Raw genomic sequence first — 26873 nt, 5'->3', positions numbered from 1 at the left:
GACGGGCGCCTCTCCACCCAGGGGTGGAGAGGCGCCCGTCGGGAGCTGCGGTCCGCTCAGGTGTCGATGCGGGAACGGTCCAGAGTGGCCGCGGAGTTGGTGATGAACTCCTTACGGGGGGCGACTTCGTTGCCCATGAGGAGGTCGAAGGCCTTCTCCGCCGCTTCGAGATCGCTGATGTTGATGCGGCGCAGGGTGCGGTGCCGCGGGTCCATGGTCGTCTCGGCGAGCTGGTCAGCGTCCATTTCACCCAGGCCCTTGTAGCGCTGGATGCTGTCCTTGTAGCGGACCTTCTTGCGCTGGAGCTCGAGCAGCGTCTGACGCAGCTCGTTGTCCGAGTAGGTGTAGATGTACTTGTCCTGGCCCTTTTTGGGGTTGATCAGTTCGACGCGGTGCAGCGGCGGGACGGCCGAGAAGACCCGGCCCTGCTCCACCATGGGGCGCATATAGCGCTGGAAGAGGGTCAGCAGCAGACAGCGGATGTGGGCGCCGTCGACGTCCGCGTCGGCCAGGAAGATGACCTTGCCGTAGCGGGCGGCGTCGATGTCGAAGGTGCGGCCGGATCCGGCCCCTATGACCTGGATGATGGCGCCGCACTCGGCGTTCTTGAGCATGTCCGAGACCGACGACTTCTGGACATTCAGAATCTTGCCGCGGATCGGCAGCAGTGCCTGGAATTCCGAATTCCGCGCCAGTTTCGCGGTGCCCAGCGCCGAGTCGCCCTCGACGATGAACAGTTCGCTGCGGTCGACGTCGTCGCTGCGGCAGTCCGCGAGCTTGGCCGGCAGCGAGGAGGACTCCAGCGCCGTCTTCCGCCGCTGGGCCTCCTTGTGCTGACGGGCGGCGATACGCGTACGGGCCGCGGCGACGACCTTCTCCAGGACGGAGCGCGCCTGCTGCTTGGCATCCCGCTTCGTGGAGGTCAGGAACGCCTTGAGTTCCCTGCTCACCACCTGGGCGACGATCCGGGAGGCGGCGGAGGTGCCGAGCACCTCCTTGGTCTGGCCCTCGAACTGCGGCTCCGCGAGCCGTACGGTCACGACGGCGGTGAGGCCCTCCATGGCGTCGTCCTTGACGACGTCGTCCTCGGCGACCCGGAGCAGCTTGCTCGACCGCAGCACCTCGTTGACGGTCTTGGCGACCGCGCGCTCGAAGCCGGAGACGTGGGTGCCGCCCTTGGGCGTCGCGATGATGTTGACGAACGACTTGACCGCCGCGTCGTAGCCGGTGCCCCAGCGCAGCGCGATGTCGACGCCCAGTTCCCGGGTGACTTCGGTCGGTGTCATGTGACCGCGGTCGTCGAGGACGGGCACGGTCTCCTTGAAGGTGCCCTGTCCGGTCAGCCGCAGTACGTCGCAGACGGCCTTGTCCTGGGCGAGGTACTCGCAGAATTCGCTGATACCGCCGTCGTAGCGGAACGTCTCTTCCGTCTTGCCGGCGCCGTCGATGCCACGCTCGTCACGGACGACGAGGGTCAGGCCCGGTACGAGGAAGGCGGTCTGGCGGGCGCGGGCGTACAGCGTCTCCAGGGAGAGCTTGGCGTCCTTGAGGAAGATCTGCCGGTCGGCCCAGTAGCGGACCCGGGTGCCGGTCTTCATCTTGTTGATCCGCTTGCCCTTGAGCAGGCCGTTGCCCGGGTCGAAGGGGGCGTCAGGCCCCGATTCGGTGAAGATGCCGGGGACGCCGCGGCGGAAGCTGATCGAGTGTGTCTTGCTGTTGCGGTCCACCTCGACGTCGAGCCGGGCGGAGAGGGCGTTGACGACCGAGGCGCCGACGCCGTGCAGACCGCCGGAGGCCGCGTACGAGCCGCCGCCGAACTTTCCGCCGGCGTGCAGCTTGGTCATCACGACCTCGACGCCGCTGAGGCCGGTCTTGGGCTCGACGTCGACGGGGATGCCGCGGCCGTTGTCGCGGACCTCCACCGACGCGTCGTCGTGGAGGATCACCTCGATGTGGTCGCAGTAGCCGCCCAGCGCCTCATCGACCGAATTGTCGATGATCTCCCACAGGCAGTGCATCAGCCCGCGACTGTCCGTCGAGCCGATGTACATGCCGGGACGCTTCCGGACGGCCTCAAGGCCCTCGAGGACGAGCAGATGCCGCGCGGTGTAGTTGGAACCGTCCCGGTCTGCCCCGGTCAGCACTGCGGTGGACGGCACGGACATCTCGGCGGTCACGCGGTTCGCTCCTCGCTGAATTTCTGGCAGTCCGCATTCCGCGGACTCGGTTGTGGCGGTGTCGCCGGTCAGAGGGTACCGAGGCCTAGTAGAGCCGATGTGACGCCACCCGTAAGCATGCCCATGGTAGTAGAATTTCGCTCGTACGTTCGATCTCTCGAAGGGGTGACGTCCGAGTGACGTGCACATCACGTTCCCTTCGAGGCATGAACCATTTAGGCTCCGGGCACGTCCTCATCAACAACCGGCAAGCCAGCCGGGGGGACAGACCAACAACCAACGTGAATCAGACCACCAAGCAATACGGCTCATTCGCCGCCACCCGGCAGCACCCGGCCCCCTCCGAGAATTTTTTTCGAGGAAAAGGCACGAGCGGGAACGTTTTCGGCCTGGTTGGATGTTGACCCTGGTACGACAGCTCGTCGAGCTAGAGAAGAGGCGACGTGACTACTGTTCTGACACCCGCGAGCCCGCTGACGGCCGCTGACCGCTGCGACCGCTGCGGCGCCCAGGCATACCTGCGCGTCGTCCTGATGTCCGGCGGAGAACTGCTCTTCTGCGCCCACCACGGTCGCAAGTTCGAGCCAGAACTCAAGAAGATCGCCGCGGAAATACAGGACGAGACGGAGCGGCTGACCGCCCCTCCGGCGTCTGCGTCCGATGAGGAACGCTGACACTTCGCATCCACGACGAGCGAGCAGCGGCCCAGCGCCGTGCAGCGGGCGGTCACCCCGGCACCACCGGGAGACCGCCCGCACTCGTACGCGCACGCATACCGGTCAGCTCCCCGTGCCGCTCAGCCGGCCCCGTGTGCGGACACGGCCGGGAGCAGCGCCGACGCCCGCGTATAGACCCCGGGGCTGCCTGCCTGACCGCAGCCGGTCCCCCATGACACCAGCCCCACCAGCCGTCCGCGCACGACCAGCGGCCCGCCGCTGTCCCCCTGGCAGGCGTCCCGGCCGCCCTCAGGCTCCCCTGCGCAGACCATCGACCGCGGCCTGTATTTGCCGTCGGCGTTGCCCGGGTAGGCCCGTGCGCAGACCTCGTCGCGCAGCACATTGACGTGCGCCGACCGCAGCCGTGACGCGTAGCTGCCGCCGCCGGTGGTGTCCCCCCAGCCGTAGACCGTGGCCCTACTGCCCGGCTGATAGGCGCTGTCATGCCGTCCCGCTATCGGGATGGGTCGGTTGGGGACGGGCTTGTCCAGCGTGAGGACGGCCATATCGCCCTCGTTGGTCCAGCTGTCGTAGCGCGGGTTCACCCATACCTTCGCGGGCTTGAGTTCCTGCCCGCCGCCGCCGGTGAGGTTGTCACGTCCGATGACCACCCGCAGATCCCTCACCTGTCGCCAGGGGACGCCCAGCACCTCCTTGCTCAGGCAGTGCGCGGCCGTCACCACCGTCGAGTGACCGACGAGCACGCCGCCGCAGAACTGTCCGGAGCGCTGGGCACCGAAGCGGTCGTGGGAGGCCAGCGCGACCGCCCAGGGGCTCCGCGACAGCGCGACGGGCTTTCCGCCGATCACCACCTCGTCCGCGGCCGCCGACGTCGGCAGGACGAGGGCCAGCGCAAGGGCTCCGAGGGCAGCGTGTGCGGTCGGACGCATGCGAACTCCTGACTCTGGGACAATGCTCGCCTACTTAGAGTGACCCAAACGGCGGCCCGGCGCACCCGGACGGCCGCGAGCCCGGCCCCTCCACCAAGGAGAGACCGGGCTCGCGGCGTTGTCCGGGCCGGCTGGACTAGTCGAGGTAGTCGCGCAGCACCTGGGAGCGCGACGGGTGACGCAGCTTCGACATCGTCTTGGACTCGATCTGACGGATCCGCTCACGGGTGACGCCGTAGACCTTGCCGATCTCGTCCAGCGTCTTGGGCTGGCCGTCGGTGAGGCCGAAGCGCATGGACACCACGCCGGCCTCACGCTCGGAGAGGGTGTCCAGCACCGAGTGCAGCTGCTCCTGCAGAAGCGTGAAGCTGACCGCGTCGGCCGGGACGACCGCCTCGGAGTCCTCGATGAGGTCACCGAACTCGCTGTCGCCGTCCTCGCCCAGCGGGGTGTGCAGCGAGATCGGCTCACGGCCGTACTTCTGGACCTCGATGACCTTTTCAGGGGTCATGTCGAGCTCCTTGGCCAGCTCCTCCGGGGTGGGCTCGCGGCCCAGGTCCTGGAGCATCTGGCGCTGGACGCGCGCGAGCTTGTTGATGACCTCGACCATGTGGACGGGGATACGGATCGTACGGGCCTGGTCGGCCATGGCGCGGGTGATGGCCTGGCGGATCCACCACGTCGCGTAGGTCGAGAACTTGTAGCCCTTGGTGTAGTCGAACTTCTCGACCGCACGGATCAGACCGAGGTTGCCTTCCTGGATCAGGTCCAGGAAGAGCATGCCGCGGCCGGTGTACCGCTTGGCCAGGGAGACGACCAGTCGGAGGTTGGCCTCCAGGAGGTGGTTCTTCGCCCGGCGGCCGTCCTCGGCAATGATCTCCAGCTCGCGCTTGAGCTTCGGCGCGAGCTTGTCGGAGTTCGCCAGCTTGTCCTCGGCGAACAGACCCGCCTCGATGCGCTTGGCGAGCTCCACCTCCTGCTCGGCGTTGAGGAGCGGGACCTTTCCGATCTGCTTGAGGTAGTCCTTGACCGGGTCGGCGGTGGCGCCGGCCGCGGCGACCTGCTGCGCGGGGGCGTCGTCCTCGTCGTCGTCGGACAGGACGAAACCGGCGCTCTCCGCGCCCTCGGCGGCCTCGGGAGCGTCGCCCTTGCCGGGCGCCGAGGTCTCCTCGGTCGCCTCGTCGTCGAGCAGCTCGTCGACGTCCTTCTTGCCGGTCTTCTTGGCCGTGGCCTTCTTGGCCGTGGTCTTCTTCGCGGTCGCCTTCTTGGCGGTCGTCTTCTTCGCCGCTGCCTTCTTCGCGGGCGCGGACTCGGACTCACCGGCCGACGGGTCCCCCACAGATGCGGGGGCGGCGGCGGTGGTCTTCTTGACCGTGGCGGCCTTTGCCGCGACGGTCTTGGTGGCGGTGCGCTTCGCCGGACTCTTCGCTGCGACGCTCTTGCGGGTGCGCTTGGGCGCCTCTGCGGCACTGACCATCAGCGTCACACCCTCCTCGTCGAGGATCTGGTTGAGGCTGCGCAGAACGTTCTTCCACTGGGTTGGCGGAATCTGGTCAGCCTCGAAGGCCCGACGCACGTCATCGCCGGCGATCTGCCCATCAGCCTTTCCCCGCTCGATGAGCGCCATCACAGACTCGGACTCGGCGATCTCCGGCGGGAGCGTACGGGATGTGCTGGCCGACACGAACAACCTCTCGGAACGATGGAAACGGCTTCCGGCCCCGTCCACTGTGGATCGGAGCCGACGACCGCCGGTGGGGATGGACCGACGGCGCAGGGGCAACCGGGGAGTTGAACAGCGTCACGAACGCCGTCCGTATTCCCTCCTCGGCTATCACCTCTTAAGTCATCGCGCTTCCCGGAAGAGCGTTACGCCCAATCTGCGTGGCCCGAGTCACACCCCATAACGACCCATTCCCAGTCATATGACATGCAACCCTCCCAAGGTCTCTCGCCGGATCCGGTCGACGCCCCGGATCCGGCAATCTTGTGCGCCTTCGCCGCGTACGGCGTGCCCCGCCCGAGGGGGACGCGGGGCACGGGGGCCGCGCGGCGCCTACGGTCCGTACGCGGTCGAGTACGGGCCTTCAGTGCTCGCGGGGCGCGGGGACGACGTGGTCCACGGGCGCCCCGGGGCCGTGGCCGACGGCCTCGCCGTGAGCGGCGAGGAGCTGGCGCATCGCGGATTCGGCCGCCGTGGCGTCGCCGGAGCCGATGGCGTCGACGACCCTCATGTGCTGACCCACGGACGTCTCGACCGGTCGCTCGCAGCCGCCGGCGGAGCCGCCGGAGACGTGCAGGGCGGAGGAGACGATGCCCGAGAGGTGCTCGAGCATGCGGTTGCCGGCGAGCTGCAGGAGCAGCGAGTGGAACTCCGCGTCGGCGCGGTGGAAGGTCATGGTGTCGCCCTGGGCCGCGGAGTGGCCCATGATCTCGACCATGTCGGCGAGCCGCTGCTGGATGTCCTCGCGGCCGTGGCCGGCGGCGAGGCGGGCGGCGAGTGGCTCGATCGTCCAGCGCAGCTCACACAGCTCGCGGCGCTGATCGTCGCGCTGTGGGCCGTAGGCCCGCCATTCGATGATGTCGGGGTCGAGGAGGTTCCAGTCGCTGACCGGGCGCACCCGGGTGCCCACGTTGGGTCGGGCGCTGACCAGGCCCTTGGCCTCGAGGACGCGCAGCGACTCACGGACGACGGTGCGGGAGACCTCGAAGCGCTGGCCGATCTCCTCGGGGACGAGCGGGCGGTCGGCGCCGAGATCGCCGGAGACGATCATCTGGCCGAGCTGTTGGACGAGTTGGCCGTGCAGGCCGCGGCCGCGGCTGCCGGCCGCGCGACGGCCGACCCGGCCGATGTCTGCTTCAGAGCCGTCCCAGACCTGCGAAACGCGCTCGGCACGGTCCTGGCCTGCTGCGTTGGTGGCGTTCGCGGCGTTGGCGGCGTTCGCGTAGGGGTAGCGGTCAAGCTCGCCCGGGCCTGCGAGGCCGGTGTCGCCGGGGCGAGCCGCGGTCATCATGGTGTGCGCAAGGGTACTCACGCATCCTTTGTCGGCGACACCCTGAACACCCTTGAGGTCTTTGGTGAAAAGCACACGAAAGGGTGATCGCCCCCCATCCCCGAATTGACGCTTTATCGGAAAGAAATGCGCTCTCCGCGGCGAGTTATGGGCAGCAGCCATAACAACACTGCGCCGAAACAGGCGCCTTACTCGATCAGAACATAAAACCAGGCCGCGCCGTACCCACATCACCGCAGGCCAGACCGGTCGGCGGCAACATCGATGCGCCGCCCACGGATTGGATCGCGCACTACCTCACGATCGATACGCGTCGGTCGATTCCGGACTGGCGCTTGACGGCCGCCGGATCGCCACTTGACGGCCTCCGACCCGGATTATGGCGAGACTCCGAGGCATTGGCGGTAACTCCGTTGCGATGGACTTGAGTACGTCGCCGACCGGCACTTCCGTCCAATTCGGAGCGCCGCCGCACCCACCACCCAGCCGGCGACGAGAAGACGCCACTCGACGATGGTGATGACAGCAGGCGGACCGAACGGGGTGGGGAGCGCAGCCTCGTTGCCCGCGGGGACTGCACAGACTCCGGATGCGGCCAGGCAGGGCAGGTCAGTTGATCGGGCCGGGCCGCCCCGTGAACGCAGCGGGGCGTCGAAACCGTCGCCGGATCGCGCCAACAGCGGTGCGGGGGCCGGGGGTTCGAGGATCGGGGCCGCGGCTACGGGCGGGCCGGCCGGCGCGGTCGTTCATGGGGCCGCGCTTCGGACGGGTGCCCTCGCGGGGCGTGAGGCCGGTGGGGAGCTGTCGGGGGTACAAGGGGACTCACACGGCCAAGGTACCGCGATATGTCCTATTTTCTCGTTATTATTCAATCATGATGGTTCGTCGTGTCCTCGCGAGCGCCTTCCGGCCCCTGCGGCAGCTCGGCATGCGGCGTCGGCTCAGACTTCCGGGCGCAGCATCGGCGGGTTGAGCAGCGTCGCGCCGCCGGCCCTGAACAGTTGTGCGGGGCGACCGCCCTGGCGGGTTGTCGTGCCGCCCGTGGGCACCAGGAATCCGGGGGTGCCGGTCACCTTGCGGTGGAAGTTGCGGGGGTCCAGGGCGACGCCCCAGACCGCCTCGTAGACCCGGCGCAGCTCGCCCACGGTGAACTCCTGCGGGCAGAAGGCCGTGGCGAGCGAGGAGTACTCGATCTTGGAACGGGCCCGCTCCACGCCGTCGCCGAGGATCCGGGCGTGGTCGAAGGCGAGCGGGGCCGTCAGCTCGCCCTCGCGGGCTTCGTCCTGCTCCAGGAGGGTCTCCACCGGTGCCCAGCGCGCACTGTGGGCGTCACCACCGGCCGTGGGGGCGGGCAGGTCGGGGGCGAGGACCAGGTGCGCGACGCTGACGACCCGCATCCGGGGGTCGCGCTTGGGGTCTCCGTATGTGGCGAGCTGTTCGAGGTGTGCGCCGTAGGCGGGTGCCGGGCCCGTCGGGGACTGGGCGTGCAGACCGGTCTCCTCGGCGAGCTCCCGGGCGGCCGCGTCCTCAAGGTCCTCGTCGGCCCGGACGAAGCCACCGGGCAGCGCCCAGCGGCCCTGGAACGGCGGCTCACCGCGGCGCACGGCCAGCGCGCACAGGGCGTGGCGGCGCACGGTGAGCACGACCAGGTCGACGGTTACGGCGAAGGGCGGGAAGGCCGACGGGTCGTAGGGAGGCATGGCGTGATCATAGTCGTCCGCCTGACGATAAACAGGCCCCGAAGCGCTTCAGGAACCCAGTTGCAGACCATCCGCCGCCACCTCCACCATCCCCATGCCGAGTCTGCTGATCCGTACGGCGAACGGCTGCTCCGCGACGCTCAGGCCGGTGAGCTGTATCGCGCCGAGCGGAGCCGTGCCGAGCGGCCGCAGGGCCACCGTTCCGGCGGGGACGTCGGGGCGCAGACCGGCGAGCGCGAGCAGTATGTGCACCGCGCCGGCGGCGGCCACCGCCGCGGGACGGCAGGCGGCCGGGTGCGGGACGGGGGCGCCGTGGACGGTGCGCTGCTCCCCCGCGTACATCTCCGGGAGCCGGTTCCCGAAGCTGTCGGCGGCGTCGAGGACGCCTTTGGTCAGGGCGCCGGCTGCCCGCTCGTGGCCGGCCGCGGCCAGTCCGGCGGCGGCGATCACCGTCTCGTGTACGCGGACCGCGCCGCTGCGGTGGCCGAACGGGTTGTAGCCGCTCTCCTTGGCGCCCAGCCCCCGCAGGCCCCACCCGGAGTCCATGGCCGGGCCGCCGAGCAGCCTGGCCAGCTGATCGGTCTGTGCCGCATCCAGCAGGCCGGGGGCGAGGGCGCCACCACCGAGCAGTCCGGTGTCGAGGAGATGCGCGGTGGTGGAGACGAGCTGCGGGACGGGCCGCCCGTCGGCGGTGAGCAGGGCCGCGGGGCGGCCGCCCGCGCGGTCCTCCAGCCAGAAGTCCGTACGGAACCGGGTGCGCAGGTCCGCGGCCCAGTCCCGTAGCGCCGCCGCGTCGGACGATCCGGCGGCGTCGAGGAGATCGGCGCCCAGGAGGGCGGCACGGTGGGCATGGGCCTGGGTCTCGCAGCGGTACGGCCCGTCGGGCGCGGGGTCGGGGACGTAACCGCGTCCGCCGCCCGGTGGGTCGGTGGTGATCCGCAGCCATCTCAGGCAGCGCTCCGCGGCGGGCAGCAGCCGCTCGGTCTCCTGGTCGGGCAGTCCCCAGCGGCGCGCCTCCGCGAGCACGGTGGGGAACAGAAGGGTTGCCTCGATGCCGGTGCAGCTCGGTGGGGCGTGCGGTCCCGCGTCGCGGAGAGCGCCGGGAATTCGGCCGAAATCCGCCCCTGGTGCGGCTTGTTGGCTGCGGGCGAGCACGCGCAGTGTGCCCGCGGCGAGCCGGGTGCCCATCGGTAGCAGCATCCGGGCGGTCCACAGCGCCTCGGCCGGTGCAAGGCCGCAGCGCCAGGGGAATCCACCGGCCACGTACATGTCGGTGGGTGCGACCGGGTCGCGCATCACCAGGCCGTGCAGATCGTCGAGGCTGCCCGCCATGAGGGCATCGGCCCGCTGGTCGTCGCACTCCAGCCGGGCAGCCGTCCAGGGGCGCGGTGGCCGGTCGGTGCGGGTCCGCGGCGCGAGCGTCCCGGAGCGCGGGCCGGGGATGCGGGCACCCCCGGGGCTCCGGTGGTTGCCGGCGGGCCCGGTGCCGGGCCGTCGGCCGGCGTCGTGTTCCAGCGCGACGCGCAGTTCGATGGTGCGGCGGCCGCCGGGTGGCAGGTCCACTTCCCAGCGCAGCAGGCCCGCCGAGGCCAGCGCGTCCTCGGGCGTCGGCGTCGCGGACACCACCGCGTGCACACCGGGCCCGGACCAGCGGAGCCCGGAGCCGTGGACCGCGGCCCGCAGTTCGGGGCCGGGGAGGCCGACCGCGACGGCTCCGAGTTCCGCGAGGTCCGTGCCCAGCCGGATCTCGACCGGCAGCCGAACGGGCCGTGCGGCGCTGCTGCACAGCGTGATCCGCTCGGTGCCGTCGGCGGACCGCAGCCGCTCCATGCGGATCTCCGGGTCCGGTCCGTGCTCGCCGGTCCTGCGGATCGTCCCGATGAAGCGGGCGCGGTCCGCGCCGGTCAACCGCCCCTGGAGGACGAGCGGTTCGCCACCCGCGACCCGCAGTTCGCAGCGGGACAGGACCCGTCGGCCGTCACGGTAGAAGCCGTCCAGGCCGTGGCCGGTCAGCTGCCCCGAGGCCGGGGATACGGCGAGGGCCGGCAGTGCCACGCAGACCAGTGAGGAGTGGACGGGTTGCGGTTGAGGGGCCGGAGGTGGTGCCGGGCGCCGCTCTCCGGACGGCCGGCGGACCGGTTGAGTGGTGGGGACGATGCCTGGCACGCTCTGCGCTCCCTGATGAGGTCGGGGCTCCGTACGGCCTGCGCCACACAGGTGAACGGTCCGGCCGGCGCCCAGGTCACGCCGGCCACGCAGCGACGGCGCGGTCACCGCCGGCTCCGGTCGCTGTCCCGCCCGGCCCTGCGCCGGCCGCGCCCGTCGGTCGTACGGCTGCCGGGACCGGTGCCACCGCGAGGTCCGCGGGGGCGGCCGGCAGGTCCGGGCCGGGGCGGTCCCGTTCGCTTCGCGGGCTGCGGTGCCTCCTTGGCCGCGGGTACGGGCCCGTCGTCGGCGCTCGCCGCCTCCCAGTGCTGCTCGCGCAGGCAGCGGCGCAGCGGCTCCGGATCGAGGCCTTCGTTGATGGCGCGGTGCAGCAGCTGGGCGAAGGTGTAGTCGGGGTCGATGGCCAGGGCGCAGCCGAGGGCGACGCGTGCCGAAGGTCCGTCATCGGTGGACCAGCAGACCCACCCGGCAAGGGTGAGCGGTGCCACCGCGTGTTCGGAGTAGCTGCCGGCGCAGCGGCGGGCGAGGGCGCGCCAGAGCCGGAGGGCAGGGGCAGCGGCAGGACCGTCCATCCACTCGGCCGCCCGGTCGCGGGTGACCCGGTCCTGGAGCCCGAGGATGAGATCGGCGGCCTCGGCGTCGGTGATCAGCGCGTCGTCGCAGGCGTCCCTGGCCCGGTTGCTGCCCGAGGGGGTGTCCTGACGGAATCGGTGGATCATGGCCGCGGCCAGGTCGAGGGTCTCCCGGCGGACGGCCATCGCACCGTCCCTCCGGAGCATCCGCGGGACGAGCGCGCCGGCTGCCGCATCCAGCGTCTGCTCCTGTTCGGCGGCCCGCCGGCCGGTACGGGGCGCCAGCCTGGCCTCCATCTCCTTGAGCGAGCCGCGTACCTGCATTCCCGCGTACGCGGCGGCCGCGGCCATCACGGACGTGCCCGGCATGACCATCGGTGTGCCGTCGGCTGGGCAGCACCGGAAGTCAGGGCAGCAGTAGGACCAGAAGCGTCCGTTGGAGATGCACAGGGCCTCCAGGACGGGTACGTCGAGCGCGCCGCAGGCGGTGCGCAGCCGCTGGGCGAGCGGCCGCAGCCGGTCCTTGACGTCCTTGCCGCTCTCGCCCGCCGCGGGCTCCTGGCAGAGGTAGACGATGATCGCCGCGGGCCGGGCGTCACGCTCCTGACCTGCCGAGATCAGACAGTCGGCGAGCTGGTCGGCGACGTCCGGCCACTGCGCGGTGTCCGTCGGGATCCCGAGCCGGACCCTGCCTCCGAAGCGTCCTCGCTCGCCGTGCAGCGCGATCATCACGACGCTGTCGTCCGGATAGAAGCCGAGGACATACGGCAGGGCGTCGGCGAGCTCGGCCGGGCTGCGCAGGGTGACCCGGGGTTCGGCGGGCGGGGTCGTGGCCGCGTCGGAGGGGGCTGAGGAGTGGGAGGGGTGGGAGCTACTGGAGGGGTTGGACTCGTTGGGCGGGGTCGGGGAGCTGGTGATGTGGTCGGGGCCGGAGAAAGCAGAGGGGTTGGAGTGAGAAGAGGGGGTGGAGGGATTGGCGGCTTTGGCAGGATCGGTGGGGCTGGAGGCTTCTGCAGGGTCTGTGGCGCTGGTGGCGTCGATGGGGCCAGTGGGGCCGGATGGGCCAGATGAGCCGGATGCGGTTGTGGGGTCGTCAGGGGCCGACGGCTCGGCCGCGTGGGAGGCGGTGAGGGAATCCGAGGTGTTCGTGTAGTCCGGGGTGGAGGGGGCGGACGAGGCGGACGAGGCGGAGGGTGTCGTGACGGAATCGGAGTCGGAGTCGATGTCGGTGATGGGCTTGCGCGGTTCGCTGTGCGGATTCATGGCTTGAAGATCCCGCGTCCGGCCGCCGCGCCGCGACCCCTGTGGATAACTCGCGGGCGACGAGGTTATCCACAGCTTCGGGCGGGGGTTCGCGCGATGTCAGTGGCATCGGGTTGCATGGGGGCATGAGCAACGAAGAGCTGCGTGCCGCAGCCGATGCCGTCCTGACCCGCCTCGTCGGGGATTCCGGGGGCACGGCCCGGCTGCGCGAGGATCAGTGGCGGGCGATCGAGGCACTGGTCGCCGACCACCGCCGCGCGCTGGTCGTGCAGCGCACGGGCTGGGGCAAGTCCGCGGTCTATTTCGTCGCGACGGCGCTGCTGCGGGAGCGCGGCAGCGGACCGACCGTGATCGTCTCCCCGCTGCTCGCGCTGATGCGCAATCAGGTCGAGGCGGCCGCGCGGGCCGGGATCCGCGCGCGCACGATCAACTCCGCCAACACCGAGGAGTGGGACACCGTTCAGGCCGAGGTGGCGGCCGGCGATGTAGATGTCCTGCTGGTGAGCCCGGAGCGGCTGAACAACCCCGATTTCCGTGATCAGGTGCTGCCCAAGCTCGCGGCGGCGACCGGCCTGCTGGTCGTCGACGAGGCGCACTGCATCTCGGACTGGGGCCATGACTTCCGGCCGGACTACCGACGGCTGCGCACGATGCTCGCCGACCTTCCGCCGGGTGTGCCCGTGCTCGCCACCACGGCCACGGCCAACGCCCGGGTGACCGCCGACGTCGCCGAGCAGCTCGGGACGGGTGAGGGATCCACCGAGGCGCTGGTGCTGCGTGGGCCGCTGGACCGGGAGAGCCTGAGCTTGGGCGTACTGCCGCTGCCGGACGCCGCGCACCGGCTCGCCTGGCTCGCGGACCATCTGCACGAGCTGCCGGGCTCGGGGATCATCTACACGCTCACCGTCGCCGCGGCCGAGGAGGTCACGGCCTTCCTGCGGCACCGGGGGCACACGGTCTCCTCGTACACGGGCAAGACGGAGAACGCCGACCGCCAGCAGGCGGAGGACGATCTGCTCGCCAACCGCGTCAAGGCGCTGGTGGCGACCTCCGCGCTGGGGATGGGCTTCGACAAGCCCGACCTAGGGTTCGTGGTGCATCTGGGCTCGCCGTCGTCCCCGATCGCGTACTACCAGCAGGTGGGCCGCGCCGGCCGTGGAGTCGAGCACGCCGAGGTGCTGCTGTTGCCGGGGCGTGAGGACGAGGCGATCTGGAAGTACTTCGCGTCGTTGGCGTTCCCGCCGGAGGAGCAGGTGCGGCAGACGCTGGACGTCCTGGCGGCCGCCGGGCGGCCGGTGTCGCTGCCGGCGCTGGAGCCGCAGGTCGAACTGCGCCGATCGCGCCTGGAGATCATGCTCAAGGTGCTCGACGTGGACGGTGCCGTACAGCGCGTCAAGGGTGGATGGACGGCCACCGGGCGGCCGTGGTCGTACGACGCGGAGCGCTATGCGTGGGTGGCGCGTCAGCGCGAGACCGAACAGCAGGCGATGCGGGAGTACGCGTCCACGACGGGCTGCCGGATGGAGTTTCTGCGGCGGCAGTTGGACGACGAGGCGGCGGTGGCGTGCGGCCGTTGCGACAACTGCGGCGGGGCGCGGTTCACCACCGAGGTGTCTGCCGCATCGCTGGATGCGGCGCGCGGTGAGCTGGGGCGCCCGGGCGTGGAGGTGGAGCCGCGACGGATGTGGCCGACGGGGCTGCCGGCGGTGGGTGTGGACCTCAAGGGGCGTATCCCGGCGGGCGAGCTGGCCGCCACCGGCCGGGCTCTGGGGCGACTTTCGGACATCGGCTGGGGCAATCGGCTGCGGCCGATGCTGGCGCCGCAGTCGCCGGACGGACCGGTCCCCGATGATGTGGCGGCCGCGGTGGTCACGGTGCTCGCCGACTGGGCCAAGGGCCCTGGGGGTTGGGCATCCGGTGCGGCGGACGCGCCGCCCCGCCCGGTGGGCGTGGTGTGCCTCTCGTCGAGCAGCCGCCCGCAGCTGATCCGGTCGCTCGCCGAGCGGATCGCCGCGGTCGGCCGGATGCCGTTCCTGGGCACGGTGACCTCGGTGGACGACGGTGCCGACGGCAGGATTCCGCGCAGCAACAGCGCCCAGCGGCTGCGGGCCCTGCACAGTTCGTTGGGCGTGCCGCCCGAGCTGGCGCAGGCTTTGGCGTCGGCGGGCGGCCCGGTGCTCTTGGTGGACGACTACGCGGACACCGGCTGGACGCTGGCCGTGGCCGCGCGGCTGCTGCGCAGGGCCGGAGCAGGAGGGGTGTTCCCGCTGGTCCTCGCCGTACAGGGCTAGGGCGGCCGTACACCCCGTCCGGTGCAGCGGGCAGGGATATTTGCGATGTACCGGGTGATTGCGGGCGGCTGCGGAAATTGCTCGTTGCCGCATGACTGTACGACCGCGAGAATTGGGGTTGCTTCCCCGTACACCGGCCGTCCGTGGTCAGGCAGGGCCATGTCGTGGTGCGTACGCGCGCCCGGTCGCCGCCCGACGTGCGGACGTGTAGACGAAGGGAGGAACGTGACCTTTGGCTTCGCCCCGCCCCCGCATGTGTCCCCGCCCGCGTCCGCCGATCCCGCCGCCCGACTGGGCCGGATGCTGGAGCCCGCAGAGTGGGCCTCGGCCGGTATTCCGTTGCTGCGCAACCCTCGTGAGGTCGTCGCCGGCCTGCACGATCGTCATCGCCCGGGGCCGTCGACGGCCATTGTCGCGGTGCTCGATCCGCAGGAGCGGTTGACGGCCAGTGCGTCCTTCACCGAGTCCGCGGCCGCGCCCGACGGCTGGGAGTTCCGCAATGCGCTGCTGGCGCATCTGCGCCGGGTCACCCCGCACGACCTGCGGCTGCGCGCCCCGGTCCGGACGGCCGTGCTGCTCTACTGCCGTGAGGGCGAGCCCCGTTGGACGGAGACGGACGGGGCGTGGATGTGGGGGCTGCGCGACGCCTGCACCCTGCACGGGCTCCGTTGCGGCGCGTACATCGCGCTGACTCCCGACCGCTGGCAAGTACTGGGCGAGGGCCGCGGCGGGCGCCGTCCCAGGCCGTCTCCCATGGACAAGCCGGCCACGGAACCACGCCGTACGGGGGCGGTTCGTATGACGGCGGCCCGTCGCCCGGCGGCGCCGCGTCCTGATGTGCCGCGCACGGCCGCGAATCTTTCCGTCGCACAGAGCCGCTCGGCGCCCCGGCGCACCGGTGGTGGTGCCCCAGAGGCTCATCGGCACACGGCGGCGCGCTGACCGAGGAGAGCCGGGCATACCCCTCGCGAGAAGGAGGCAGGCCCCCTCGGCCGGCACGGCCGGACCGCCCGCCGAAGAGGACAGGTGCACACCCGCTCGCGCAGGTGCACGCCCCTCGTGTCCGGGTGCGCGAGCGAGCCCGACGGCCTCAGGGGCCGACGGGCTGCTACGAGCCGGCAGCGGTCAGGCGTTCGCGCCGAGAACGCTGTTGATCCGCTGCGGGTCGCCGCAGACGATCAGCAGTGCTCCGGCACGGGCCATCGCGGTGGGCAGCGCCCGCGCGGTGACCTCGTCCGTACCGCCGTTGACGGCGACGACCACGACCGGCCGGCCGGTGGCCCGCTCGGCGGTGGCGTCCGCGTAGAACACATCGTCCGCGGCGTCGTGTTGGGCCCAGTAGGACGCCTCACCGAAGGACAGTTCATGCGCGGCCCACGGGTGGGTCTCGCCGGTGGTCAGCACCAGGATGTCGCCCGGCGCACGCCCGGAGTCCAGCAGCAGGTCGACGGCCTCGTCGGCAGCGTCGACGGCGCCGGCGGCGGGTGCCGGGATGAGCTGGAGCTGCGCTTCCGCGGTGCCGGACAGGCCGGCGGGAGACTGGGAGCCGGTGCGCTGCGCCGGCGGAGCGGCGACAGGCCCACGCGGCGGGGCAGCGGGTCCGGGCTTGCCCGGACGGGCACTGGACGCGGGGGCGCCACGCGGAGGCGCGGGGCGGGGACCGGGGCCAGGAACAGGACGGGGGGTCGGCGCGGTACGGCCGGCGGCCGGGGTTGCGCGGGGACCCGGGACACTCTCGTGAATCTGAGGCTCCTCGGGGATGAGAGGCATAAAGGGATGTCTATCAAACGTAAGTGCGGAACACGTCATCGGGTACCGAATTGATGTCCGCACCGCTCAGAAGTCGAAGCCGAGTTGGCCACCGGCTTCCAGAGCGGCTGCTTCGGGGGTGACGCGCACCTTCTTCAGATGCCGCCACCGGGGCAGGGCGTCCATGTAGGACCACGACACTCGGTGGTGCGGCGTAGGACCGTACTCCTCCAGGGCGATGCGATGGGTCGGCGAGGGGTAGCCGGCGTTGGCCGCGAAGTCGAAGTCGGCGTATTCCAGGCCCAGTTCGGCCATCATCGCGTCGCGTCGCACCTTGGCGATCACGGACGCGGCGGCGACCGCGATGCAGGACTGGTCTCCCTTGATGACCGTGCGGACCCGCCATGGCGCGCCCAGGTAGTTGTGCTTGCCGTCGAGGATGATCGCGTCCGGCCGGACCGGCAGCGCCTCCAGGGCGCGTACGGCCGCGAGCCGCAGCGCCGCGGTCATGCCGAGTTCGTCGATCTCCTCCGGTGAGGAGTGCCCGAGGGCGTACGACGTGACCCAATCGCCGAGCACAGCGCACAGTTCGGCGCGGCGCTTGGGGGTCAGCAGCTTGGAATCGGTGAGACCGTCGGGCGGTCTGCGCAGGCCGGTGACGGCGGCGCAGACGCTGACCGGGCCGGCCCACGCTCCGCGCCCGACCTCGTCGACACCTGCAACGATCTTGGCGCCCGTCGTGGCGCGCAATGATCGTTCGACGGTATGGGTGGGGGGCTCGTACGGCATGGCGCCAGCAAGGTTACGCCTATTCGGCCCAGGCGTCCGCATCGGATCCGAACCTGGTGACAACCGGCCCCGGTGACCGCGGGAGGCGGACCGGCCGGTTCCGCTACCGACGGGTATGCGAAGGGGCGCGGGCGTGGCGGGGCCCGCGCCGGAGGCAGCTGTTCCCTCGGGGCGCGCGCGACCGTACGGGGGTGAAGTCACCGCCCGGCGCCGCCCGTTGGGGTCAGGGGCGCGCACGGGAGCGGACGCGGACGATCAGCGCGCGTCAGGTGAGGACACCGCGCGTCGGGCGAGGAGAAGGGCGGTGCTGCGGTGATCAGTCGGCGAGGGTGGGGGCCCAGGGCGGGAGGGGCTCGGTGCTCTCCAGCCATGCCTCGGGCGGGGTGCCGGCGCGGCCGGCGGCGACGATGCCGCCGACGATGGCGCAGGTGGTGTCGACATCTCCGCCCGCCTGGACGGTGGTCCAAAACGCCCGCTCGTAGTTGCCGAGGTGCTGGGCCGCGGCCCAGAGGGTGAAGGGCACGGTGTCGTGGGCGCTGGTGCGCCGTCCGCAGCCCAGGACGGCGGCGACGGTCCCGGGGTCGGCGTAGTCGAGCATGTCGCGGGCCCGGCGCAGTCCGGCTTGTACGGCGCTGCGCGGGATCAGCTCCAGCACTCCGTTCAGCAGCTGCTCGGGGCCGATCTCGCGCGTCGGGTCGGCCACCAGGGCAGCCGCTGCGGCCACGGCCATGGCGCCGACGACGGCTTCGCGGTGCTGATGGGTGGTGTAGGCGGAGATCTCCGCCTGGTGCGTGGCCTGCTCGGGGTCGTCGGCGTACCAGGCGCCGAGGGGAGCGATCCGCATGGCGGCGCCGTTGCCCCACGACCCCTGGCCGTTGAAGAGTCCGGACGCGAGCTCGCGCCAGTCGCCGCCCTCGCGGATCAGCCGGAGCATGCGGTTGACGGCGGGGCCGTAGCCGCGGTCGAAGTCGTGGTGGTCGGCGAAGGAGTGGGCGAGGGCGTCCTGGTCGATCCGGCCGTGGGTGGTGAGCACGGCCAGGACGGAGCAGGCCATCTCGGTGTCGTCGGTCCACTGCCAGGGGGCGGGAGGCAGCTCGCGGCGCTTGAGGGAGGGGTAATGGGCGGGGACGAAGAACTGGGATCCGAGGGCGTCGCCCACGGACAGTCCGCGCAGGCTCGCCAGAGCCCGCGCACAGCGGTCTGCGTCACGATGGTCGAGGGTCATCGCTGTGCACTCTAACCGGTGACGCCATAAGGCTCGGGTTTACACCAGCGGTCGAAGGGCCGGTCGAGGGTGTAGCGGCCGTCCGGGCCGAGCAGCAGGGTGCGCCATTCCGCGTTGCCCGGGTTGGACAGCGACTCGAAGTCGGCCACCGTCCAGTGGAACCAGCGCATGCAGAACAGCCGCATGGTGAGGCCGTGCGTGACGATCAGGACGTTCGGCGGATGGTGGGGGTCCTCGAAGCTGCGCCACAGGCTCTCCAGGAACGCTCCGACCCGGTCGTAGACGTCCGCGCCGGACTCGCCCTGGGCGAAGCGGTAGAAGAAGTGGCCGTAGGCGTCGCGGTAGGCCTTCTGCCGCCGTACGTCGTCACGGTCCTGCCAGTTGCCCCAGTCCTGCTCGCGCAGCCGGGGTTCCTCGCGCACCCGGACCTTGCCGGGGTCCAGGCCGAGCTCCTGGAAGGTCTGGTGGGTGCGGCGGTAGGGCGAGACATACGCGGAGATCCGCTCGTCGCCGAACATCTCGCGCAGCGGGCCACCGGCCTCCTCCGCCTGCCGCCGCCCGGTCTTCGTGAGCGAGAGCGCATGATCGGGTTCCCGCTCGTAGACGGTGTCGTCGACATTCCCCTCCGACTCTCCGTGCCGGATGAGAACGATGCGTCGGGGCCGAGCCATGCCGCCAGCCTAGGCGTCTGCCCTGTACACGTCGCACGCAGCTGTGGCCGCAATCGTGTCCCCGTACGCACCGGACCCGGCCCTGCCCCGCCGGCTCGCGGAGCTGCGGCTGCGGATGCGGATGCGGCTGCGGATGCGGATGCGGATGCGGATGCGGATGCGGTCGACGGTTCATGCGGGATCGGGGCGCGCGACGGCGGGTCGGCAGGGCGTGCGTGCGGTCAGTGGGCGACCAGGGCCGGGCGGCCTTCGCGTATCTCGTAGGGGCGGCCGTCGAAGCGCCGCCGGAGCAGCCGGTCGTGGGAGACGACGACCAGCGCGCCGGACCACACGGCCAGGGCCGCTTCGAGCTCTTCGACGAGGTCGAGCGCCAGGTGGTTGGTGGGCTCGTCGAGCAGCAGCAGGTCCGCCGGGCGGGCCAGCAGACGGGCCAGCGCGAGCCGGCGTCGCTGGCCGGCCGAGAGCGCGCCGACGGGCACCTGAAGGTCGCGCTCCCGGAACAGGCCGAACGAGAGCAGCAGGGCGGTCAGCTCTTCCCTGTCCCCGGCCAGGCCCCGGCAGAACGCGGTCAGCAGCGGCTCGGCGGGGCGGGAGACGGGTATTTCCTGCGCGAGGAAGCCGATCCGCCCTCGACGCTGGACCGTCCCGCTGTCCGGTGCGGTGACGCCGGCCAGGACCCGCAGCAGCGTGGTCTTGCCCGCGCCGTTGGCGCCGTGGATCAGAAGGCGTTCGCCGGCGGCGACGGTGAGGGAGTCCACCGTGAGCCGGTCGCCGACCCGCACCCCGTCGAGCCGGACGAGGGTGCCCTCGGCCTCGCCGATGCCCGGGGCCGCCCGGAAGCGGAGCGGCTCGGGGGGCTTGGGGACAGGCTTCTCCCGGAGCCTGCGCAGTCGTTCCTGGGCGTTGCGCACGCGGCCGGCCACCGAGGCCTGGACGCGCCCCTTGTCCCGGTCGTACGCCATTTTGTTGCCGTCCTTGATCGCCCGGCCAGGGGCCACGTCGCGTGCGGTGCCCGCCGCGAAGTCGGTGAGCCGGGCGATCTGTTCGCACCACTGGGCGTGGTCCTGCTCCCAGCGCCGGCGGGCGGCGGCCTTGGTGGCGACGAAGGTGCCGTAGCCGTCGCCGTAGCGGACGATGCCGCGGCGGTCGGCGTCGACCTCGACGATCGCGGTCGCGATCCGCTGGAGGAAGAGCCGGTCGTGCGAGACGGTGAGGACCGTGCCGCGATGGGCGAGCAGGGCGTCCTCCAGCCAGTCGAGGGCTGCGGCGTCGAGGTGGTTGGTGGGTTCGTCGAGGAGCATGATCTCGGGTGCCGCGGCGATCAGGCAGGCGAGCCCCAGCCTGGCCTGTTCGCCTCCGGAGAGGCTGCCGAGCAGCCGGTCGTGGTCCACCTGGGCCAGGCCCAGGGCATGCCGCGCCTTGTCGACACGGGCGTCGGCCTCATAGCCGCCACGCAGCTCGAAGAGGGTGAGCAGATCGCCGTACTCCGCCAGCCTGCCGGGCGTGGCGTCGCCGAGCCCGCTCTCCAGTGACCGCAGCCTGCGCTCCATGTCCCTGAGGTCCGCCAGGGCGGCGTCGATCGCATCCTGGACGGTGCTGTCGGGCGGGAGGTCGGGGGTCTGGCCGAGGTAGCCGATGCCGCCGTCGGCGCAGAGCACCACTTGGCCCTCGTCGGGCTGCTCGGCGCCCGCGATGATGCGCAGTAGCGTCGACTTTCCGGCGCCGTTCTCCCCCACGATCCCGATGCGGTCGCCGGGGCGTATCGACAGTGAGACGCCGTCGAGCAGCAGTCGGTCGGCGTAGGACTTGGTGATGTCACGCAAGGAGATCTGAGTGGGCAATCCATCCTCCAAAGGCAAATGCAACCTGAGTTGCATTACGATGAGCATGGCACACGAAATCCACTAACGCAACAGGAGTTGCACTTGTCTGGCGAGACGGCGAACGAGAAGGTGAACGAGAACGCGGGCGGGACCGGCGAAGGCGCACCCACCCCCGGCACCCGGCGCCCCGGCGGCCGCACGGCCCGCACCCGCGCCGCCGTCCGCGACGCCGTGCTGGCAGGCCTCACCGAGCACGGCTACCCCGGCCTGACGGTCGAATATGTCGCCGAGCACTCCGGCGTGCACAAGACGACGCTCTATCGCCGCTGGAAGGACGTCGAGGGCCTGGTGGCGGACGCCCTGGACCTGGCGGGCGAGGACAGCTGGGTCCCGCCCGACACCGGTTCCCTGGAGGGCGATCTGCGCGCCCTCGCCCGCGAGGTCGTGGCGTCCTTCACCGATCCGGCGGTGGCCGCGTCAGGCTCCGCGATGATCGCCGCCGGCTTCCAGTCGGAGCGGGCGGCCGCCGCGCTGCGCGCGTACTACGCCGAGCGGTTCGCGCGCTGCGAGGTCATCGTCGAACGCGCGGTCCGCCGCGGGGAGTTGCCTGCGGCACCGGGGCCGGGCCGTGCCCCCACGGACGATGCCTCCGACGCCGGCCAGTACGACGGCTCCGCCCCGCACAGCACCATCGATGCCGGCGCGCTCGTCCGTTCCATCTCGGCGCCGCTGTTCTTCCGTCTGTTCATCACCCGGGAGCCGGTCGACGACGCGCTCGCCGACCAGGCCGCGGCGGCGGCGCTGGCCGCGGCCCGCGCAGGGGCGTTCACCACCCGCGGCCCCGCCGACGCCACCCCCGGCGCGGCCTCCTGAGTCCGCTCGCCCGAAGGCCTCCGCCGTTCACACCGTCCACGACGGTTCGAGCTGCACCACATCTCCCGCGATCGCCCGGACGTCCGCGGCTATCTGGGCACGCAGCGCCAGCCGCTCCACCCGTTCGGGCCGGTATTTGCCCCGCTCGGCCGCCGACTGCCACATCGACAGCACCAAGAACTCCTCTCCCGGAGCCCGCCCCAGCATCCCCCGCAGCATTCCCGGCGAACCCGCCATCGCCGGGTTCCAGACCTTCTCCTGCATCAGCATGAAGTGATCCACGCGGTCCTGGCGCACCTGGCAGTGCGCCAGCCGCAGCACATCCACGTCCACGAACACGGGGCGGAAGCCGACCTTCACATCAAACTCGTGCTCGAACAGCCGCACTTGGGCGTCCTTGTACGTGCCGACCTGGGCGGCCGCCAGCCGGTCGTGCGAGCGCGCCATGAAGGAGTCGTAGAACGCCCGGCTCTCCCAGAAGGCCACCAGATGCGCGACGCCCGGCCGCCCCCGGCTCCACCCCCCGCCCTGCCCTCGAAACCCCGGCTCACCCAGCAGCCCCGCCCATTTCCGCTGCCCCCGCTCGAACCCTCGACGGTCCACAACGGTGAGGCGAATCCACTTGACCAGCACCGCGCCATCGTACGGCCCGAGAGCAAACCGGGATCACTGCGCGTCACATTCCGACCACCCCGAACTTCCTTACGGGCGCGGGTCGATGGGCGTCAGCACGCCCAGCCGCCGCTCCACCGCCTCGGCCGCCTCCAGACACAGATCCTCCCGGTAGGAGCGACCGATCACCTGCACGCCATACGGGAGCCCGTCCACCACCCCGGTGGGCACGGCCACCGCGGGCACACCGACGAAGCTCGTCGCGGTGCACAGCCGCATGGCGTGCTGCACCCGCTGATGGCTCTCCTCGTCGCGCACCTCCTCGTCCGGCGCGAACGGCGGATCGGTGAAAACCGGCCCCAGGACCAGCGGGTACTCGTCCAGGAACACCGCCCAGTCCCGTTGGATGCCCATGCGCACCCCGGTCAGCCGCAGATACTCCGCCAGCTCCACAGGCGCGGATTTCGCCATCCCCATCTCGATATAGCGATGGCCACCCTCCCCGAGGAGCGGCTTGACGACGGGCCAGGTGGTGGCGAACTCCGTGCGGGTCATCGAGCCGTAGACCTCAAGGGCGTCGTCCAGCCGCGGTACGTCGGCGACCTCGCACACCTCGTACCCGGCATCCCGGAGCGCGTCCGCGGCACTCTCCACGGCCTTGCGCACCGCGGGGTGCACACCGCGCCCACCGGGGTCCGTCACCATCGCCACCTTCGGGGGACGGGTCAACGGCTCGCCGTAGAGCGGCACCGGCACCGTCCGCGGGTCGCACGGATCGGCCCCGGCCAGCACCTCGTAAGCGAGCCGGAGATCATCGACCGTACGGGCCAAGGGGCCGTCGACCACGAGGACCTGCGCGGCGAGCGCGGGGTCGTCCGGTCCGATGCGGTGATCGGCGGCGAACCGCCCGTAGGTCGGCTTCAATCCCGCGACGCCACAGAAGGACGCGGGGATGCGCACCGACCCTCCGGAGTCGTTGCCGAGCCCCAGCGCGACCATCCCGCTCGCCACGGCAGCGCCGTCACCGCCGCTGCTGCCGCCCGGAGTGACCGCACCGCTCCACGGATTCGCGGTGTCTCCGAACAGCTCGCTGCGTGTGTGGACACCGGCCAGGATGAGCGTCGGCATATTGCTGTGCCCGAGGGGGATGCCGTCCGCCGCGCGCAGCCGCGCCACCGGGGGCGCATCGGAGCGCGCGACAAAGTCGCGGAAGCGCTTTGCGCCGTAGGTCGTCGGCACGCCCTCGATGGCGGTGGTCTCCTTGACGGTGAACGGCACACCGGCCAGCGGGCCCAGTTCGTCGCCCGCCGCTCGTCTGCGGTCGATCTCCGCAGCATCGGCCCGCGCCCGCTCGGCGAGCAGCTGGGTGACGGCGTTGACGGCCGGATTGACCGTCGCGATCCGCTCCAGATGGGCGTCGACCAGCTCCACCGCCGACACCTCGCCGGTGCGTACCGCCGCCGCCTGGGCGCGAGCCGCCATTTTCCACAACGCGTTGCGCATGGCCTCCCCTTCTCCTGGCCCCTGGGGCCTTCCTGGGTGCCTCATCCGCGTACCCCGGCGCAGGGGGCCGCAGTTCCCGGCACGAAGACGTTCCGATGCACTTGCATCGCTTCGACATCGTAACCTTGTCACCGATACGTACGCATCGAATAACCGGAGTGCGCGGCATGCCCAAGCAGGTCGACCACCAGAGCCGACGCCGACAGATCGCCGAGGCCGTGTGTCAACTCGCCGACGAGAGCGGCCTGGAAGGTGTGACGCTGCGCGATGTGGCGGCCCGCGCGGAGGTGTCCATGGGGGCCGTCCAACGCTGCTTCGCCACCAAGGAGGAGATGCTGGTCTTCGCGCTCGGCCACATCGGCGAACGGATCGCCGCGCGGGTGACGGCCCGGCTCGTCGAATCGCCCGCCCAGTCGGCCCGTACGGCACTGGGGCACGCCACCACCGAGGTCTCGCTGCTCCAGGAGGAGCATCGCGCCGAGGCCCGGGTCTGGCTGGCCTTTGTTGCCCAGGCCGCCGTCAGCCCGTCGCTGGCCGAAATTCTGCGCTCCAACTACGCCGGCCTGCAGACGGTGTTCGCCCGGCTGATCGCCGAGGCCGCCGACACCCCGGACCCGGACCGCGCGGCCCGCACCCTCCTCGCCCTCGCCGACGGCCTCACCACTCACGTCCTGATCGGCCATCTCTCCCCCGCCATGGCACTGGACGTGCTCGACGGCCACCTCAACCGCCTCTGGGACGAGCGCGCATCCTGATTCGGACCCCGGCGACCCAACTGGCCGGACGGCACTTTCAAGCCATCTGACCCGGCCTCAATCTGCCTTTGACCAGGGGCAGTTCATCCCACCCCACGGGGCGCCAGGCGTGACACGATGGTCAGCCAACGGGAAGTCCCGGGAGATTGTCCGCGTGACCGCGCAGGTCGGGCCGCACCCCCGGGGGATGAAGGAAGGGAAGCCCGGTGAGCACGCTCAACAAAGGGATCGAAAAGGTCGAGGTAACGCTCAAGTGGGACCCCAGCCCCATCGGCACCCCGGACAATGACCTCGATATCGTCGCGGCGACCTATACGGCCGACGCACCGCACGGCGACCCGGCCTATCTGGTGCACTTCGACAGCCGGTCGCCCGACGGGACCATCACCCTCAACCGGGACAGCCGGACCGGCCAGGGGTTCGGTTTCGACGAGATCATGACGCTGGAACTGGACCGGCTGGCCGACACCTACAGCCGGGTCGTCGTCGGAGTGGCCATCCAGCAGGGCGAGGGCCGCAAGGTCTTCGGCGACATAGAGAACACCGCCGTTCGGATCCGCGAGGGCTACACCGACCTCGCGCAGAGCGACTTCGCCGAGGTTGCCGGGGCCACCGCGGCGACGGTCGCCGAATTCACCCGGGACGAGACGGGCAACTGGCGATTCCGCGCGGCGCTCCGGGGCTTCGACACCGACCCGGAGGCGTTCGCCGGGCTGATGGGGCGCTGAGGGGAACCGCACCACACCAAGCGAGGGGGGCGGCGGACGACCGCCTCCCCTTCGCTCCGTCAGGCGCCCTCCCTCTTGCGGCGGCGATGGGCCGCGACCCGCTCCCGTGAGGCGCAGGCGGTCGAGCAGTAGCGGCGCGCACTCCCGGGGCCGGTTCCCAGGTAGAGAGTGGTGCACCGGGAGGCCGCGCATTCTCCCCACGGGACGCGCCCGTATGCGGTGAGAATCTGAGCGAGCGCCAGGGCACTGGAGGCGAGGAACCAGTCCGCCCAGCCCGCATCGTCACCGCGGTCGACATGCAGATGCCAGGCGTGCCCGCCGTGCCGGGAGAGGCGCGGCCGGGCACCGCATGCGGCGAGCAGCGCATTGACGGCATGGGCCGCCCGGTCGGTGTCGGTCTCGGTGAGGACCGCGGCCAGACGGGCGGCGGCCGTCCGCAGGCCGTCGGCATCGTCCGCCGAGAACGCCTGCTCGGTGAGATCGTCGGGGCTCTCCCCGTGGCGCGCGAGCAGCCCGGCCAGTGCGTCCCTGGAGAGGTCCGGATCCGTGCGGACCGCGTTCGCGAGATCGATCAGCCGCTCGGCAGGCCGGAAGCCTGCCGCGATCACCGCATCATTTTTCACGATCTGCCCACTCCTCAAGCCGCATTCCCCTGCCCCATGGGCTCGTGCATCCCTCCAATGTAACGTCTTGAACAGACAAGCCGTTACCCGTGGAAACCGGAACCTGGAGATGCACATGCCCCGGCGCCCCGCCGCCTCAGGAGCACGATCAGGATTACCGCTCTACCTGGCCACCGCCTTCTTCGCCCGCCTCGCGGAGGAGGGCATGGCAGTGGCGATGGTGCTGCTGGCGCTGCAGCGCGTCGGGAGCGCGGCCCAGGGCGCGTTCGTCCTCACCGCCTGGATGGCGCCACACGTAATCGCCGCGCCCCTGGTGGGCGCCCTCACCACCCGGATACGGCGCCCCCGGCTGTGCTATCTCGGCGCGCTGGGCGGCTTCGCCGCCGCCATCGCGGCGCTGTCCTGGCTCGTCGGACGTGCCCCGGCCCCGCTGACGCTCGCCGTCGCCCTGATCGGCGGCGGCTGCGGCCCGGTCGTCTCGGGCGGGCTCTCCAGCCTGATCGCCGGGTTGCTGCCACCGGGCGCGCGGCGCGACCGTGCGTACGCGCTGGATGCGGCGGTCTACAACGCCGCGTCGGTGGCCGGTCCCGCCGCGGTCAGCGTGGTGGCCGTCCTGGCGTCGCCCGGCGCGGCGATGCTGCTGCTCGCCGCCGCGGCGGCCACCGCGGCGGTGCTGGTCGCCGGGCTGCCGTACGGGCGCGCCGAGCAGGCCTCGGCGAGCCCCGGGCCGGCC

General features: G+C 71.4%; 22 protein-coding genes. 7 read left to right on the top strand and 15 right to left on the bottom strand.

Features of this window, described 5'->3' with window-relative positions; genetic code table 11:
- Nucleotides 1–56: 56 nt before the first annotated feature.
- The gene (locus DY245_RS41045) at nt 57–2177 is read right to left on the bottom strand and encodes a DNA gyrase/topoisomerase IV subunit B (RefSeq protein WP_128512216.1); all 2121 of its coding nucleotides are present in this window, start codon (nt 2175–2177) and stop codon (nt 57–59) included.
- 443 nt (nt 2178–2620) lie between these two features.
- Between DY245_RS41045 and DY245_RS41040 the strand changes: the two genes are divergently transcribed.
- Nucleotides 2621–2851 carry a DUF7455 domain-containing protein gene (locus tag DY245_RS41040; protein ID WP_033267354.1) on the top strand — a complete coding sequence of 77 codons (231 nt, stop codon included), beginning with the start codon at nt 2621–2623 and terminating at the stop codon, nt 2849–2851.
- A 122-nt stretch (nt 2852–2973) separates the two neighbouring features.
- On the opposite strand, the gene DY245_RS41035 is transcribed toward DY245_RS41040, so the two are convergent.
- The 6 genes from DY245_RS41035 to DY245_RS41010 all read right to left on the bottom strand — a co-directional run bounded on the left by DY245_RS41035 (nt 2974) and on the right by DY245_RS41010 (nt 12498).
- The gene (locus DY245_RS41035) at nt 2974–3783 is read right to left on the bottom strand and encodes a serine protease (RefSeq protein WP_128512215.1); all 810 of its coding nucleotides are present in this window, start codon (nt 3781–3783) and stop codon (nt 2974–2976) included.
- Nucleotides 3784–3919: 136 nt separating this feature from the next.
- Complete coding sequence (locus tag DY245_RS41030) at nt 3920–5467, bottom strand: RNA polymerase sigma factor (RefSeq protein ID WP_128512214.1); 1548 nt, start codon at nt 5465–5467, stop codon at nt 3920–3922.
- 403 nt (nt 5468–5870) lie between these two features.
- Nucleotides 5871–6872 carry a FadR/GntR family transcriptional regulator gene (locus DY245_RS41025; RefSeq protein ID WP_128512213.1) on the bottom strand — a complete coding sequence of 334 codons (1002 nt, stop codon included), beginning with the start codon at nt 6870–6872 and terminating at the stop codon, nt 5871–5873.
- Between the two features lie 866 nt (nt 6873–7738).
- The gene (locus DY245_RS41020) at nt 7739–8497 is read right to left on the bottom strand and encodes an NUDIX hydrolase (protein WP_128512212.1); all 759 of its coding nucleotides are present in this window, start codon (nt 8495–8497) and stop codon (nt 7739–7741) included.
- A 48-nt stretch (nt 8498–8545) separates the two neighbouring features.
- Entirely contained in the window at nt 8546–10552 is a 2007-nt protein-coding gene (locus DY245_RS41015) for a glycogen debranching N-terminal domain-containing protein (protein ID WP_128512211.1), read from the bottom strand.
- A 215-nt stretch (nt 10553–10767) separates the two neighbouring features.
- Nucleotides 10768–12498, bottom strand: a complete 1731-nt coding sequence (locus DY245_RS41010) for a DUF4192 domain-containing protein (protein WP_128512210.1) — start codon at nt 12496–12498, stop codon at nt 10768–10770.
- Nucleotides 12499–12623: 125 nt separating this feature from the next.
- Here DY245_RS41010 and DY245_RS41005 point away from each other — a divergent pair, with 125 nt between their 5' ends.
- Both DY245_RS41005 and DY245_RS41000 read left to right on the top strand, forming a co-directional pair.
- Complete coding sequence (locus DY245_RS41005) at nt 12624–14789, top strand: RecQ family ATP-dependent DNA helicase (RefSeq protein ID WP_128512209.1); 2166 nt, start codon at nt 12624–12626, stop codon at nt 14787–14789.
- Nucleotides 14790–15014: 225 nt separating this feature from the next.
- The gene (locus DY245_RS41000; protein ID WP_128512208.1) at nt 15015–15731 is read left to right on the top strand and encodes a hypothetical protein; all 717 of its coding nucleotides are present in this window, start codon (nt 15015–15017) and stop codon (nt 15729–15731) included.
- A 183-nt stretch (nt 15732–15914) separates the two neighbouring features.
- Here DY245_RS41000 and DY245_RS40995 read toward each other — a convergent pair whose 3' ends face one another.
- From DY245_RS40995 to DY245_RS40975, 5 genes are all read right to left on the bottom strand, one after another.
- Nucleotides 15915–16559, bottom strand: a complete 645-nt coding sequence (locus DY245_RS40995; protein ID WP_128512207.1) for a hypothetical protein — start codon at nt 16557–16559, stop codon at nt 15915–15917.
- Between the two features lie 66 nt (nt 16560–16625).
- Complete coding sequence (locus tag DY245_RS40990) at nt 16626–17327, bottom strand: ribonuclease HII (protein ID WP_128512206.1); 702 nt, start codon at nt 17325–17327, stop codon at nt 16626–16628.
- Nucleotides 17328–17643: 316 nt separating this feature from the next.
- The gene (locus DY245_RS40985) at nt 17644–18552 is read right to left on the bottom strand and encodes an ADP-ribosylglycohydrolase family protein (RefSeq protein ID WP_128512204.1); all 909 of its coding nucleotides are present in this window, start codon (nt 18550–18552) and stop codon (nt 17644–17646) included.
- Nucleotides 18553–18563: 11 nt separating this feature from the next.
- Nucleotides 18564–19223, bottom strand: a complete 660-nt coding sequence (locus DY245_RS40980) for a histidine phosphatase family protein (RefSeq protein ID WP_128512203.1) — start codon at nt 19221–19223, stop codon at nt 18564–18566.
- Between the two features lie 221 nt (nt 19224–19444).
- Nucleotides 19445–21064 (bottom strand): ABC-F family ATP-binding cassette domain-containing protein, encoded by a 1620-nt coding sequence (locus tag DY245_RS40975; RefSeq protein ID WP_244943574.1) that lies wholly within the window; start codon nt 21062–21064, stop codon nt 19445–19447.
- A 111-nt stretch (nt 21065–21175) separates the two neighbouring features.
- Here DY245_RS40975 and DY245_RS40970 point away from each other — a divergent pair, with 111 nt between their 5' ends.
- On the top strand, nt 21176–21919 hold the full coding sequence (locus tag DY245_RS40970) for a TetR/AcrR family transcriptional regulator (RefSeq protein WP_244943576.1): 744 nt from the start codon (nt 21176–21178) through the stop codon (nt 21917–21919).
- A 27-nt stretch (nt 21920–21946) separates the two neighbouring features.
- Here DY245_RS40970 and DY245_RS40965 read toward each other — a convergent pair whose 3' ends face one another.
- Nucleotides 21947–22552 (bottom strand): YdbC family protein, encoded by a 606-nt coding sequence (locus tag DY245_RS40965; protein WP_128512199.1) that lies wholly within the window; start codon nt 22550–22552, stop codon nt 21947–21949.
- Between the two features lie 69 nt (nt 22553–22621).
- Complete coding sequence (locus DY245_RS40960; protein ID WP_128512198.1) at nt 22622–24034, bottom strand: amidase; 1413 nt, start codon at nt 24032–24034, stop codon at nt 22622–22624.
- A 167-nt stretch (nt 24035–24201) separates the two neighbouring features.
- On the opposite strand from DY245_RS40960, the gene DY245_RS40955 reads away from it, so the two are divergent.
- A complete protein-coding gene (locus DY245_RS40955) occupies nt 24202–24789 on the top strand; it encodes a TetR/AcrR family transcriptional regulator (RefSeq protein ID WP_128512197.1) in 588 nt (195 codons plus the stop codon).
- Nucleotides 24790–24995: 206 nt separating this feature from the next.
- Nucleotides 24996–25517: a TerD family protein gene (locus DY245_RS40950; protein WP_128512196.1), complete on the top strand. Its 522-nt coding sequence runs from the start codon at nt 24996–24998 to the stop codon at nt 25515–25517.
- Between the two features lie 59 nt (nt 25518–25576).
- Here DY245_RS40950 and DY245_RS40945 read toward each other — a convergent pair whose 3' ends face one another.
- Nucleotides 25577–26140, bottom strand: a complete 564-nt coding sequence (locus DY245_RS40945) for a CGNR zinc finger domain-containing protein (RefSeq protein WP_244943573.1) — start codon at nt 26138–26140, stop codon at nt 25577–25579.
- A 115-nt stretch (nt 26141–26255) separates the two neighbouring features.
- Between DY245_RS40945 and DY245_RS40940 the strand changes: the two genes are divergently transcribed.
- Nucleotides 26256–26873 (top strand): MFS transporter (locus DY245_RS40940; RefSeq protein ID WP_128512193.1); only part of this gene is annotated, 618 nt, incomplete at its 3' end.

Source organism: Streptomyces inhibens (assembly GCF_003389455.1).
In the GTDB taxonomy this organism is placed as follows: domain Bacteria; phylum Actinomycetota; class Actinomycetes; order Streptomycetales; family Streptomycetaceae; genus Streptomyces; species Streptomyces inhibens.
Note: the sequence above shows the minus strand (reverse complement) of the source record. Positions and strands in the feature narration are given on the sequence as shown.

Excerpts from the sequence above, each read along its gene's own strand:
- DY245_RS41020 (WP_128512212.1), bottom strand. The coding sequence starts at position 8,497 with ATGCCTCCCTACGACCCGTCGGCCTTCCCGCCCTTCGCCGTAACCGTC.
- DY245_RS41035 (WP_128512215.1), bottom strand. The coding sequence starts at position 3,783 with ATGCGTCCGACCGCACACGCTGCCCTCGGAGCCCTTGCGCTGGCCCTC.
- DY245_RS40980 (WP_128512203.1), bottom strand. The coding sequence starts at position 19,223 with ATGGCTCGGCCCCGACGCATCGTTCTCATCCGGCACGGAGAGTCGGAG.
- DY245_RS41010 (WP_128512210.1), bottom strand. The coding sequence starts at position 12,498 with ATGAATCCGCACAGCGAACCGCGCAAGCCCATCACCGACATCGACTCC.
- DY245_RS40990 (WP_128512206.1), bottom strand. The coding sequence starts at position 17,327 with ATGCCGTACGAGCCCCCCACCCATACCGTCGAACGATCATTGCGCGCC.
- DY245_RS40995 (WP_128512207.1), bottom strand. The coding sequence starts at position 16,559 with ATGCCTCTCATCCCCGAGGAGCCTCAGATTCACGAGAGTGTCCCGGGT.
- DY245_RS40955 (WP_128512197.1), top strand. The coding sequence starts at position 24,202 with ATGCCCAAGCAGGTCGACCACCAGAGCCGACGCCGACAGATCGCCGAG.
- DY245_RS40960 (WP_128512198.1), bottom strand. The coding sequence starts at position 24,034 with ATGCGCAACGCGTTGTGGAAAATGGCGGCTCGCGCCCAGGCGGCGGCG.
- DY245_RS40985 (WP_128512204.1), bottom strand. The coding sequence starts at position 18,552 with ATGACCCTCGACCATCGTGACGCAGACCGCTGTGCGCGGGCTCTGGCG.
- DY245_RS41005 (WP_128512209.1), top strand. The coding sequence starts at position 12,624 with ATGAGCAACGAAGAGCTGCGTGCCGCAGCCGATGCCGTCCTGACCCGC.